The following is a 12,533-nucleotide window of genomic DNA, read 5'->3' as shown; positions in this document are numbered from 1 at the left end:
GGCCCCCGCGGTCCTAATCTGGGTGCCGCCTGGGCGGAGGTGGCCGTGGCCGTGCCCGACGAGCCGTCCACCGGAGGAGCGGCTCTCGACGACGAGTGGACCCTGCACTGCCTGGAGACCGCGGGTCGACGGGCGTTCGGCTGGGTCCTCCTCGGCGTGCTCGCGTTCTTCGGCCAGCTGGCGCTGGTGTTCCTGGCCGACGTGTCGTCCGAGCTGCCCGCGGTGCTGCTGGTGCTGTCGGTCGCCGTGCTGGTGCTCGCGTCGACCCGCCGGCAACCGCTCGCGCGGGTGATGGCCGACCGCGAGTGGCAGTACGCGCGGGTGCACTGGCGCAACGGGCTGCTCGTCGTGCACGGCGCCCGGCCCGCGGTGCTGGACGTCAGCGCCGGACCGCTGGTGCGCGGCCGGATCAGCCGGCACCGGCGGGCGTGGCTGGTCGCGCCGGACCGGGCGGGCAACACGGTGGTGACGTTCCGGGGCGTGCCGCGGCTGTTCCCGGCGCGGGTGCGGCGGCGGTGAGGGTGAGATTCCCCCCGATCGGTTTTGGTGATCATCTCTCCGGCTACCCGGGTCGGTGACGGGAACTTCTGGTTGTGTGGGAGCAGTGGTGGGCGAGGAGTGGACCAAGCGCTGCCTTACCCGCGCCGACCAGCGCGCGGCGGGGTTCATCGGGCTCGCGCTGCTGTCGTTCGTCGTGCTGTGGCTGGTGTCGCTCCGGATCGGCTCCCACTGGGTGTTCGTGCTGTCCCCGCTGTGCGTCGAACTCGCGGCGCCGGGGCTGCGGCACTTCTTCAGCAGGCGCGCGGTGCGCCGCCTCGCCGGGGCGTTCCCCTGGCACCAGGTGGCGGTGTCGTTCGTCCCCGGCAGGACGCGGGTGGGCCGGCAGGCTTTCCTGGAGACCGCCGACTCGGACCGGACGTTCCTGCGGCTGCCGGAGATGCCCGAGCGCGTGCGCGAGCAGGTGCGGCGCACCGGGCGGCTGTGGCTGGCCGGGCCGGACGACCGCGGCCGGACCGCCGTGCTGACCCGCGGCACGCCGTTCCTGACCCTCGGCCGCGTCGTGATCCGGTAGCGGTGGCCGGGCGGCGCCGCGCGGTGATCCGGCAGTCCTGATCCGGCGGCGGTGACCCGGCGGTCCTGATCCGGTGGTCCTGATCCGGCGGCGGTGATCGGCGGACCGGGCGTCGGCGCGCCCGGCGCGGGTCAGCGGCCGACCGGGATGTCGTTGCGCTCCGCCCAGGCGGCGACGTCCTCCTTGCGCAGCGCCGTCGCCAGCAGGTCCGGGAAGCGGTCCGGGGTGCACGCGAACGCCGGCGCGCCCAGCTCGGACAGCTTCGCCGCCAGCTCGTGGTCGTAGGCGGGCGTGCCGCTGTCCGACAGGGCCAGCAGGACCACGACCGCGACCCCGCTCCGCACCAGCTCGCGGACCCGCCGCTGCAGCTCCTGCGCCACGCCGCCCTCGTACAGGTCGCTGATCAGCACCATGACCGTGTCCGACGGGCGGCGCACCAGCGACTGCCCGTACGCGACCGCGCGGTTGATGTCCGTGCCGCCGCCGAGCTGGGTCGAGAACAGCAGGTCCACCGGGTCCTTCAGCTGCTCGGTCAGGTCGACCACCTCGGTGTCGAACACGACCAGCCTGGTGTCGACGGAGCGCAGCGACGCGAGGCTCGCGCCCAGGACCGCCGAGTAGACCACCGACTCGGCCATCGACCCCGACTGGTCGACCAGCAGGACCACGTCCTTGAGCGCGGCGGCGCGGCTGCGGCGGGTGTTGCCGACCAGGTCCTGGACGACGACCGTGCGCTGCTCGGGCTGGTAGTGCCGGAGGTTCGCGCGGATCGTGCGGGCCCAGTCCACGTCGGCCGGGCGGGGGCGGCTGGTGCGCCGGGAGCGGTCGACCGCGCCGTGCACGGCGGCCAGGAGGCGGTCGGCGAGCCTGCGCTCGATGTCCTCCACGACCTTGCGCACCACCGCCCGCGCGGTCTCCCTGGTGCGGGCGGGGATGGCGGAGGACAGCGACACCAGCGTGCCCACCAGGCCGATGTCCGGTTCGACGCCGGCCAGCAGCTCCGGTTCGAGCAGGAGCTGCCGCAGGCCCAGGCGGTCGACGGCGTCGCGCTGCATGACCTGGACGACGGAGGTCGGGAAGTACGCGCGGATGTCGCCCAGCCACCGGTGCAGGACCGGCGAGGAGCCGCCGAGGCCGGCGCCGCGCTTGCCGCCGGCGTCCGGGGCGTCCGACGGCGCGCCGCCGCCGTAGAGGCCGGTGAGGGCGGCGTCGCGGCGGCGGTCGTCCTCACCGAGGGGGCCGCCCAGGTCGCCGGCCGCCCCGCCGAGCAGCAGGCGCCAGCGGCGGAGGCGTTCGAGGTCTTCGGTCACGGCGTCTCCTCGGTCCGGTGGCGGGTGGGGGCGGGGGAGCCCCCGGCGCTCGTCCGCGCACCGGGGCGCGGTCGGGGTCGGGGGCCGGCGGGCGGGGGTGGGGCTCCGCGCCCCCGGCCCGGGGCCCGCGGTGCGGGCCGGCGCGTCGCCCGCGACCCGGTCGGGTGTTCGCGCGTCGTGTGGGGGCGGGCCGGGTGTTCGCGCGTCGCCTGCGGCCTGGTCGGGTGTTCGCGCGTCGCGTGGGACCCGGTCGGGTGTTCGCGCGTTGTGTGAGGTCGAGCCGGGTGCTCGTGCGTCGCGTGGGGCATGGTCGGGTGTTCGCGCGTCGCGTGGGGCCGGGCCGGCGGGCCCGGCGCCGGGCGCCGGGGTGCGGCGCGCCGGCCGGGCGGCGGGTGGCGGGTCATGGGCGGGCGCCCGCCAGGAGGGCCCGGACGTGGTCGGCCAGGCGGGTGGCCAGGTCCTCGTCCCAGTCGGCGTCGGCGACCGCGCCCCGGGCGGCGCCCCGGACGCGGTCGCCGAGCATCCGGCGTTCCGGTGGGCTGAACTCCGCGACCGCCTTGCGCAGCAGCGGGAGCGCGGCCTCGAAGTCCGGTGCGGGCAGGCCGCTCAGCCAGTCGTCCACCACGCCGAACAGCTTCGGGTCGGCGGTGAGCAGCGCGGCCGAGCCCCGGAGGAAGCCCGCCACGAACGCGGTCGCGCCGGCGGTCGGGGCGACCGCCCGGTGCAGCCGGGCGGCCACCGCGTCGGAGTCCAGCGCGCCGGACTCCCACAGCAGCCTGGTCGCGCGGCCGGTCGGCAGGCCGTGCGCCCCCGGCATGGCCACCAGCGACTCCAGGGCCCGGCGCCAGGTCTCGCGGTGCGCGTCGTCGGCGGCCAGGCGCACCGCCTCGTCCGCGCCGTCCACGACCGCGACGGCGCGTTCGGCCGTGTCGTCGTCCACGTTCCGGCACGCCGTCGGCAGGCCCACCGCGCCCCGGTTCAGCAGGCCGTGCAGCGCCACCCGCAGCAGCTCCGGGTCGGTGCCCCGCACCGACCCGTAGCGGACGGTGGTCGCCAGGTCCGGCAGCGCGGACAGCAGCTCCAGCGCGTCGGTCGCCGCCGCGGCGCAGCGGTCCAGGGCCGCGCGGGCCGCGGCGACGGCCGACGGGATCTCGCAGCCCACCGCGCGGCCCAGGGCCCCGGCGGCGTCGACCACCCGCGTCGCGCCGGCCGCGCGCAGCTCCAGGACCCGCCCCGCCGCGGCCTCCACCGTGGTGCCGTGGCGGGCGGCGGAGGCCAGGGCGACCGCGAACTCCGGCCGCCAGTGCAGCTGCCACGCCTCGGCGAACGTGCCGATCGTCCTGGTGGTGTCCGGCGTGCCCCAGGGGACGTCCAGGACCTCCAGCCGGCGCAGGAGCCGGGAGCGCTCGCGGTCGGTGTCCTTGCGCAGGTCGAGGCGGACCTGCCGGGGCGTCGCGCTCGGCGGCAGCCGCAGCCGCCTGGTCAGCCGGGCGAGGTCCGCGGCCAGCGGGGAGGTCGGGACGTCCGCGCCGACCTCGCCGAGGCGTTCGCCGACCACCAGCCGGTCGTGCACGAGGTCCAGCGGCGCCTGGCCGCCGTCGCACAGCACGGCGCGCGCCGCCTCCAGCACCTCCGACAGGCCGGGCGACGGCCGGCCGCGCAGGGCGGCCAGGGCGTCGGCCAGGCGCACCGCCTCCACCGCGCTCGCGGTGGAGGCCGGGAGGTCCTCGGCGCGCAGCACGGCGCACGCGCGGGAGAACCAGCGCGCCACCGCGTCGCCCCGCTCGGCGCACTCCCACAGGTGCTCGTACCAGCCGGGCGAGGCGACGCCCGCGCCGTAGCCGGACGCGGTCGCCAGCTTGCCGTGGCTCCACGGCACCCAGGTGCCGGAGACCTTCCTGCGCGGCAGGCCCCTCAGCAGCGCGGCGTCGGCCGACGCGGGCGGCAGGGCGCGCAGCGCGGGCACGTGCCACGCGCCGCAGACCACCGCGATCGGCCCGTCGGTGTCCTTGAGCGCCCGCCGCAGGTTCTGCCGCATCGCCGCCTCGCGCAGCAGCGTCCGGTCGTCCACCTCGTCGGCGAACTCCTCGCGCAGCGCCGTCATCGCCTCCGCGACCGCCTCCGCCAGGTCCGCCGGGTCGGTGTGGTGCTCGACCACGTCCTCCCACCAGCGCTCAGGGTCGTCGAAGCCCGCGGCCTCGGCGAGCGTGCCCAGCGGGTCCAGCGACGCCCGGCCGCGCCCGCCCGGCTCCTCGGCCAGGGTCGCGGCGGCGGCCAGGTCGAAGAACCGGACCGGCACCCCGTTCGCGTGCGCCCACACCACCGCCCGCCACTCCGGGGAGAAGGCGGCGAACGGCCAGAACGCCGCGCTCGCCGGCTCCGCCTCGTCGTGCAGCAGCAGCGCCACGGGCGGCGTCAGGTCGGGGACGTGGGCCAGCAGCGCGTCGCCCTCGGGCGGACCCTCGACCAGGACCAGCCGCGGCGCGGTGCGGCGCAGGGTCGCCTCGACCATGCGGGCCGAACCGGGGCCGTGGTGGCGGATGCCGAGCAGCGTCACCCGCCCGGGCAGGTCCCGGGCCATCAGCGGTCCTGGCACGCGCGGTACAGGTCGCGCCAGTCGGCGCGCTCCTTCACGACCGCCTCCAGGTACTCCTGCCACGCGGCGGCGTCCGAGACGCGGTCCTTGACCACCGCGCCGAGCAGCCCGGACGCCAGCTCGTCGGCGGTGATCGTGCCGTCGCCGAAGTGGCCGGCCAGCGCCATGCCGCTGGTGATCACGGAGATCGCCTCGGCCGTGGACAGGCTGCCGCTGGGCCGCTTGAGCTGGGTGCGGCCGTCGGCGGTGGTCCCGGTGCGCAGCTCGCGGAAGATCCGCACCACCCGGCGCACCTCCTCCAGCGCGGGCGGCTCGGCCGGCAGCTCCAGGGCGCGGCCCAGCTGCGCGGCGCGGGTCGAGACGATGCGCACCTCGTCGTCCTCGCTGGCGGGCGGCGGCAGGACGACGGTGTTGAACCGGCGGGCCAGGGCGGAGGACATCTGGTTGACGCCCCGGTCCCGGTCGTTGGCGGTCGCGATGACCGTGAAGCCCGGCACGGCCTGCACCTGGATGCCCAGCTCCGGCACCGGCAGCGCCTTCTCCGACAGGATCGTGATGAACGAGTCCTGCACCTCGGCGGGCATCCGGGTCAGCTCCTCGACGCGGGCCACCGCGCCCAGCCGCATCGCCGTCATCACCGGGCTGGGGACGATCGCGTCCTCGCTCGGGCCCTCCGCGATCAGCCGGGCGTAGTTCCAGCCGTAGCGGACGGCGTCCTCGCCGGTGCCCGCCGTGCCCTGGACGACCCGCGTCGAGTCGCCGCTCACCGCCGCCGCGATGTGCTCCGACAGCCACGACTTCGCGGTGCCCGGCACGCCGATCAGCAGCAGGGCGCGGTCGGTGACCAGCGTGCCGACGGCGATCTCCACCAGGCGGCGGTCGCCCACGTACTTGGGCGTGATCACGGTGCCGTCCGGGAGCGCGCCGCCCAGCACGTAGCGGACCACCGCCTGCGGCGACATCCGCCAGCGCGGCGGGCGCGGGCGGTCGTCCGCCTCGGCCAGGGCCGCCAGTTCGGCGGCGTACTGCTGCTCCGCGGCGGGGCGCAGCACGGTCTCGGTGGTCACGGTCGTGGTCCTTCCGGTCGGGTGGCGAAGGCGTCGCGCAGCTGCATCCGCAGGCGGAGCACGTCGAGGTCCGAGGTGTGCTCGGGCCAGCGCCCGGTGATGCGGGACCAGTGCGCGCCCAGCACCTCCGCGTCGCCGCGCGCCAGCAGCACGGCGGGCGGACGGCCCGCCCGCCACCTCGGGTCGCGGGTCCGGGCGTAGCGGTCCAGCAGGTCCTCGGTCGCCCGCGCGGACCACGGGCCCGGCAGCTGCGAGCAGGCGTGGTCGAGCAGGTCGTAGTTCCAGTCGCGGGAGACCTCGGCGATGGTCCGGGCGGCCAGGTCCGGCGGCAGCGCGGCCAGCATGTCCAGCTGCTCCATGCCGGTCAGCGCGCGGGTCGCGGCCACCGCCCACGGCGTGGCGTCCACCGCCGAGCGCAGCCGCTGCGCCACGCCCCGCAGCAGGGCCGACGCCCACGGGCCGCGCTCCAGCTCGCGGGCCGCGCCGCGGTCGTCGACGCCCAGGCGGGTCGTCCAGTGGGCGGGCGGGACGCTGGCCGCCGCGCCCCGCAGCCGCCCGGCCACGCCGGTCTCCGAGCCGTCGCGCATCAGGTCGCGCGCCTCGTCCGGCTCCGGGGCCGGCTCGGTCCACAGCTCGTCGTCCTGCACGTCGAAGCCGTCGGCGGTCAGCCACAGGCCGCGGTGCAGGCGCTCGGCGGCCCGCGCGGCGAGGCCGGAGCCGGGCAGCGCGCGCAGCAGCCGCAGCGCCTCGTCGTGCACGCCGATCGCGCGGTCGTCCAGGGCCTGTTCGAGCAGCGGCTCGTCGGCCGGGGACAGCCCGGCCTCCAGGGCGCCGACCAGGGCCTGGCGGTCGGTCGCGCGGCGCTGGGCGGCGAACTGCCCGGCGAGGAAGCGCCGGGTGGCGTCCGGGTCGGCGAGGCGGGCGCGGCGCAGGGCGGCGAGCCGGCTCGCCCCGGGCAGGTCCAGCGCCGCCTCCAGGTCGACGCGGTCGGCGACCGCGGCCTCGGCCGCCCACGCCCAGCCGGGGCGCACGGAGGCCAGCCAGCGGCCCCGCGCGCCGAGGACCCCGGCGACCGCCTGGCGCAGGCCGGGGTGGGTGGTGGCGAGGCCGAGGAGGGTCGGCAGCTCCCGGGGGGCGGCGACCAGGCCCGCGCGGGCCGCCGCGCCGCACCACTCGGTCAGCAGGATCTGGTCGTCCAGGGCGAGGACCTGCGCCAGCACGGCGCGGGCCGGTCGGTCGGCCACCCGGTCCGCGGCCGCGGGGGCCGGGGCCAGCGGCGGCGCGTCGACGACGGGCGGCAGGCGGGCGGCGTGCGCGGCGACGCCCAGGGCCGCGCAGCGGTCCAGCAGCTCGGCCGGCTCGACGCCCGAGCGGTGCGCGCCGAGGAGCAGGGCCTGCACCGCCTCGTCCCACTCGGTCCTGGTGCTCACGGCGCTGCCTCCCGGTGGTCGGCGGGGGTGGTCCCGGTGGCCGGCGCGCCGCCTCCGGGGCGGGTGGCGACCGGCGTGGCGGTGCGGGGGTAATGGTGCGCGGTGACCGGCGCGGCAGGTCGGGGGCGGCGCGGGTGGTGGTGCGTGGTGCCTGGCGAGGTGGGTCGGGGGTGGTGCGGGCGGTGGTGCGCGGTGACCGGCGCGTCGGGTCGGGGGTGGCGCGGGTCGGGGTGCGTGGTGGCGCGGGGGTGGTGGTGCGCCGGTGTGGTCGTGCGGTGGTGTGCGGCGGCGGCGCCCGGAGTGGTGGGCCGGTGCGCGGGGTGGCGCGTCGGAGCTGCCTCGCGGTGGTCGGCGGCGGCGCCCGGCGCGGTGGGCCGGCAGGCCCGGTGGTGTGCGGGAGCGGCCCCCCGACCGGTGCGGGTGGCGCCCGGAGCGGTGCGGCGGGTGGTCATCCCACGACCTCCGGCGGGTGGCCCGGCTCGGCGACCGCGCCCAGCCGCAGCGCGCGGCCGTCCCACAGCCCCCAGGCGTCGAACGGCTCGCCGCCGGTCATCGCGATCGCCTGGTCCAGCGCCGGGTCGGCGCGCACCGGCAGGCCGCGCCCCGTCCCGTCCACCAGGTGCTCCGCGCCCGCCGTCAGCCGCACCGGACCGCACCCCAGCGGGTGCAGGCGCAGCCACGGGTCGGCGACCAGGCGCTCCGCCGCGCCCGCCAGCGCCGACCGCCAGTCCGCGGGCGCGGCCACCGGCTCGGCCGGGACCTCGGCCACCGGCTCGCCCACCGCCACCCGGAGCGGCGCGGCGCCGGGGTACGGGTGCAGCACGCCCCGCACCTCCACGCCGTGCGGCAGCGGCGGGACGGGCCGCGCGCCGCCGCCCGCGTGCCGCACCGCCACGACCCAGCCGTGCGCCCGGCCCCACACCCACTGCCGGACCGTGCGCACCAGGCCGTCGTCGGTCTCCAGGCGCAGCAGCGGCAGCCAGCGGTCCGACCAGCCCGGCCCGGACCGCACCTCCTCCTCGGCGACGGAGAACCCGAGCCGACGGCGCACCACCTCCGACGCGGCGGCCGGCTCGCCGCCGGCCAGCCGCACCAGCAGGTGCAGCCCGCCCAGCCGGTCGGCCGCCTCGTGCGCCCACCCCGGGCCGCCCGCGGCGACCGCCGACCGCAGCTCCTCCACCGCCGACGCCAGGCCCTTGGCCTGCGCGTCGACCATCCGCGCGCCGATGGCGCGCCACCAGGCCGCGTCCCGCGCGGGCAGCCCGGCGATGCCCGCGCCCGCGACGTCGGCCAGCCAGTCGCCCAGGCCGGCCACGCCGCCGCGCACCGCCTCCGCCCGGTCGCGGGCCGTCTTCTCCTTCGCGCGGGCCCGGCGCAGCCCGGCCTCCGGCGACGCGTCGGCCGGCGCCTCGGCCCGCTGCCGCCGCCCCAGCCACTCGGCCACCCAGTCGGGCGGCTCGCCGGGGGCCAGCGGCTCGCGCGCGTCACGCAGCTGCAGCGCCAGCGCGTGCTTGCACGGGAACTTCCGGGACGGGCAGGAGCACTTCGTCGCCCGGTCGGCCAGGTCGACGCAGACGCGATAAGGGGTCCGGCCGCTGCCCGCGCACAGCCCCCACAGGGCCGCGGCGCTGCGGCCGGACCCCGACCAGCCGGACGACCCCGCCAACCGGGCGGCGCTGCTCGCCACCCGGTCGTCCGGGGCCAGTCCCAGAACCGCCTGTGCGTCCATGACCGCCGAAGGTAGCGGCGAGCACCGACAAGGAGCGGATCACCCCAGGTCGGGACCCCTGCGGGCCCACGACCACGCGTAGCGGCGGTCCTCCGCCGCGAGCGCGGCCTCGCCCAGGTCCAGCGGGCGGAACGTGTCGACCATGACCGCCGTCTCGTCGAAGGCTTCCGCGCCCAGCGACGCCTCCACCGCGCCCGGCTGCGGCCCGTGCGTGCAGCCCGACGGGTGCAGCGACAGCGACCCGACGCCGATGCCGGAGCCCTTGCGGGCCTCGTAGTTGCCGCCCACGTAGAACATCAGCTCGTCGGAGTCGACGTTGGCGTGGTTGTACGGCACCGGCACGGCCAGCGGGTGGTAGTCGACCTTGCGCGGCATGAAGGAGCACACCACGAAGTTGGGGCCCTCGAACGTCTGGTGCACCGGCGGCGGCTGGTGCACGCGGCCGGTGATCGGCTCGAAGTCGCGGATGTGGAACACCCACGGGTACAGGCAGCCGTCCCAGCCCACGACGTCGAACGGGTGGTTGGCGTAGGTGAACCTGGTCAGGCCCGCGCGGTGCCGCACGAGGACCTCGACGTCCTCCCCGTCGACCAGCAGCGGCTCGGACGGCCCGCGGATGTCGCGCTCGCAGTACGGCGAGTGCTCCAGGAACTGGCCCTTGGCCGACAGGTAGCGCTTCGGCGGTCCGATGTGCCCGGTGGCCTCCAGCACGAGGATGTTCATCGGCCGGGACGGCACCACGCGGTAGGTGCAGGACGTCGGCAGCACCACGTAGTCGCCCTCGCCGACCGCGAGCGCGCCGTAGATGGTCTCCACGACGCCCTCGCCCGTCTGCACGTACAGCAGCTCGTCGCCGGCGGCGTTGCGGTAGAGCGGGCTGGGCGCGTTCGCGGCGACGAAGCCGATCGTCACGTCCGCGTTGCCGAACAGCCGGCGGCGGCCGGTGACCGCGTCCACGTCGCCCGACCAGGTCAGGTCCTGGGTCTTGAAGGCGCGCGGCTTCAGCGGCAGGTTCGGCGTCAGGGCGCCCCTGGTGTCCTCGACGGTCACGGCGTCGACGATCGCCGTGGGCAGGTGGCGGTGGTAGAGCAGGGCCGAGTCGGCCGAGAAGCCCTCCACGCCCATCAGCTCCTCCGCGTACAACCCGCCTTCCGGGGTGCGGAACTGGGTGTGGCGCTTTCGGGGGATCTCACCCACCTGGCGGTAGTACGCCATCGTTCACTCCGGGCGTTCGGTAGTCGGACATCTTTGTTCATTGACCGGTACGCCACTAGCGTGTCAGCCGTGTCAAGCGCCTTCGAACTCCGTGCGCCCGGTCCACGCGGCACTCCGCCCCTGCTCGCGAGGCTCGTCGACGACGCCGCGCTGTTCCCGCCGGGCAACGCGACGATGCCCGACGCGGTTCGCGGTCACCTCGACGCACGCGTCGGGGACTGGGCGGGTGCGGTGGGGTTGTTCCTGTGCCCCGCGTCCCGTCTCGCCGAGCTGATCACCGAGCTGATCAAGGTGAAGCCGGTCAAGCCGATCGCCCTCTCGCTGGTCATCGACACCGGCCTGGGTGGTGTGCCCAAAGCCGTGTCGATCGTCGAATCACGCAGCGAGCTGCTCGCGCTGCGCATGGTCGAGATGCCCGCGCCGTCCGACGTGGACGAGGTGTGGCTGGAACGCGTCTCCGAGTTCGTGCCCGAGGACGTGATCCGCGTCGTGGAACCGCGCCGCGGCGGGGCCGAGTGGCTCGACGGCGTGCGCCGCGTCATCGAGCACGGCAGCTGGCCCAAGCTGCGCTGCGGCGGCCTCTCCAGGGAGAACTTCCCGAGCGTGGACGAGGTCGCCGACTTCCTGTCGGTGGTCTCGGGCGGCGGCGTCGCCTTCAAGGCCACCGCCGGGCTGCACCACGCCGTCCGCTACACCGACACCGAGACCGGGTTCACCCACCACGGGTTCCTGAACCTGCTCGTGGCCACCGCGCGGGCGCTGTCCGGCGGCGACGTGCGCGGCGCGCTGTCGTCCTCCGACGCCGAGGCGCTGGCCGCCGAGGCCGACGGCCTGTCCGACCAAGCCTCGCACGCCGTGCGCGGGGTGTTCGCCTCCTACGGCTCGTGCTCGCTGGACGACCCCATCACCGACCTGGAAGAGCTGGGCCTGCTGTGACCTGGATCGATGACCCGGCGTTCACCGCCGACGCGCCCTTCGGGCCGCAGACCCTGCCCTACGGCGTGCTGCCGGAGGGCATCGCGGTGCGGGTGGGCGACCGGGCGCTGCCGCTGCGCCCGATCGCCGACCACTTCGGCCGGCTGGCCGACCTGGTGTCCGCGCCGACGCTGAACCCGCTGCTGGCGGCCGGGCACACGGCGTGGAGCGAGCTGCGGGCGCGGCTGTTCGAGCTGGTCACCGCGACCTCCGCGCCGCGCGGCGCGGCGCTGGTGTCGCCGGCCGGCGCGGTGCTGCCCTTCGAGGTGGCCGACTACGTGGACTTCTACTCGTCGCGCCACCACGCGGAGAACGTCGGCCGGATCTTCCGCCCCGACGGCGAGCCGCTGCTGCCCAACTGGACCCACATCCCGATCGGCTACCACGGCCGCGCGGGCACGGTCGTCGTCTCCGGCACGCCCGTCGTGCGCCCGCACGGGCAGCGGCGGTCCTCGGCGGGCCCGGTGTTCGGGCCGTCCCAGCGGCTGGACATCGAGGCCGAGGTCGGCTTCGTGTGCGGCGGCCCGGTGGCCTCCCGGCTGAGCCCGTCGCAGGCGGTGGACCACGTGTTCGGCGTGGCGCTGGTCAACGACTGGTCGGCGCGCGACATCCAGGCGTGGGAGTACCAGCCGCTGGGCCCGTTCCTGGGCAAGTCGTTCGCGACCTCGATCGCGGCCTGGATCACGCCGCTGGAGGCGTTCGCGGTGGCCCGCGTGACGCCGCCGCCGCTGGGCAACGACGTGCTGCCCTACCTGGCCGAGGAGCAGCCGTGGGGCCTCGACGTCCGGATCGAGGTCGAGTGGAACGGCGAGGTCGTGTCCCGGCCGCCGTTCCGCGAGATGTCGTGGACGTTCGCGCAGCAACTCGCGCACCTGTCGGCGAACGGCGCTACCGTTCGACCCGGCGACCTGATCGCCTCGGGCACCGTGTCCGGACCGTCCCCCCGCGAGCGCGGCTCGTTCCTGGAGCTGAGCTGGGGCGGGAAGGAGCCGGTCGTGGTGGCGGGCGAGGAGCGGGCGTTCCTGGAGGACGGCGACACGGTGCGCATCACCGCGACCGCCCCCGGGGAGAACGGCTCGCTCGTCGGCCTGGCCGAGGTGGTCGGCACGGTCGCGCCCGCCGAGTCGGAAAGGTAGGGA

General features: G+C 76.9%; 10 protein-coding genes. 4 read left to right on the top strand and 6 right to left on the bottom strand.

Annotation, left to right across the window (positions count from 1 at the left end; all coding sequences use genetic code 11):
• Window positions 1-45 precede the first annotated feature (45 nt).
• A complete protein-coding gene (locus tag JOE68_RS14595; RefSeq protein ID WP_307819684.1) occupies window positions 46-519 on the top strand; it encodes a hypothetical protein in 474 nt (157 codons plus the stop codon).
• A 76-nt stretch (window positions 520-595) separates the two neighbouring features.
• Complete coding sequence (locus JOE68_RS14590) at window positions 596-1,072, top strand: hypothetical protein (protein ID WP_204842887.1); 477 nt, start codon at window positions 596-598, stop codon at window positions 1,070-1,072.
• Window positions 1,073-1,203: 131 nt separating this feature from the next.
• Here the strand turns inward: JOE68_RS14590 and JOE68_RS14585 are convergent, their stop codons facing one another.
• The 6 genes from JOE68_RS14585 to JOE68_RS14560 form a co-directional block, all read right to left on the bottom strand.
• On the bottom strand, window positions 1,204-2,382 hold the full coding sequence (locus JOE68_RS14585; protein WP_204842886.1) for a VWA domain-containing protein: 1,179 nt from the start codon (window positions 2,380-2,382) through the stop codon (window positions 1,204-1,206).
• Window positions 2,383-2,782: 400 nt separating this feature from the next.
• Window positions 2,783-4,963 (bottom strand): DUF5682 family protein, encoded by a 2,181-nt coding sequence (locus JOE68_RS14580; protein WP_204842885.1) that lies wholly within the window; start codon window positions 4,961-4,963, stop codon window positions 2,783-2,785.
• Complete coding sequence (locus JOE68_RS14575) at window positions 4,963-6,045, bottom strand: ATP-binding protein (protein ID WP_204842884.1); 1,083 nt, start codon at window positions 6,043-6,045, stop codon at window positions 4,963-4,965. The genes JOE68_RS14580 and JOE68_RS14575 overlap by 1 nt, the downstream gene beginning before the upstream one ends.
• On the bottom strand, window positions 6,042-7,475 hold the full coding sequence (locus JOE68_RS14570; RefSeq protein WP_204842883.1) for a DUF5691 domain-containing protein: 1,434 nt from the start codon (window positions 7,473-7,475) through the stop codon (window positions 6,042-6,044). The genes JOE68_RS14575 and JOE68_RS14570 overlap by 4 nt, the downstream gene beginning before the upstream one ends.
• A gap of 448 nt (window positions 7,476-7,923) precedes the next feature.
• On the bottom strand, window positions 7,924-9,204 hold the full coding sequence (locus JOE68_RS14565) for an SWIM zinc finger family protein (protein WP_204842882.1): 1,281 nt from the start codon (window positions 9,202-9,204) through the stop codon (window positions 7,924-7,926).
• Between the two features lie 39 nt (window positions 9,205-9,243).
• Entirely contained in the window at window positions 9,244-10,419 is a 1,176-nt protein-coding gene (locus JOE68_RS14560) for a homogentisate 1,2-dioxygenase (RefSeq protein ID WP_204842881.1), read from the bottom strand.
• A 69-nt stretch (window positions 10,420-10,488) separates the two neighbouring features.
• On the opposite strand from JOE68_RS14560, the gene JOE68_RS14555 reads away from it, so the two are divergent.
• On the top strand, window positions 10,489-11,355 hold the full coding sequence (locus JOE68_RS14555) for a hypothetical protein (RefSeq protein WP_307819683.1): 867 nt from the start codon (window positions 10,489-10,491) through the stop codon (window positions 11,353-11,355).
• Window positions 11,352-12,530 (top strand): fumarylacetoacetate hydrolase family protein, encoded by a 1,179-nt coding sequence (locus tag JOE68_RS14550; protein WP_204842880.1) that lies wholly within the window; start codon window positions 11,352-11,354, stop codon window positions 12,528-12,530. Before JOE68_RS14555 ends, JOE68_RS14550 begins: the two co-directional genes overlap by 4 nt.
• The last annotated feature ends 3 nt before the right edge of the window (window positions 12,531-12,533 follow it).

Origin of the sequence: Saccharothrix algeriensis (assembly GCF_016907655.1) — a bacterium.
GTDB lineage: Bacteria > Actinomycetota > Actinomycetes > Mycobacteriales > Pseudonocardiaceae > Actinosynnema > Actinosynnema algeriense.
The sequence above is the reverse complement of the archived record's forward strand: the minus strand, read 5'-3'. Positions and strand labels throughout refer to the sequence as shown.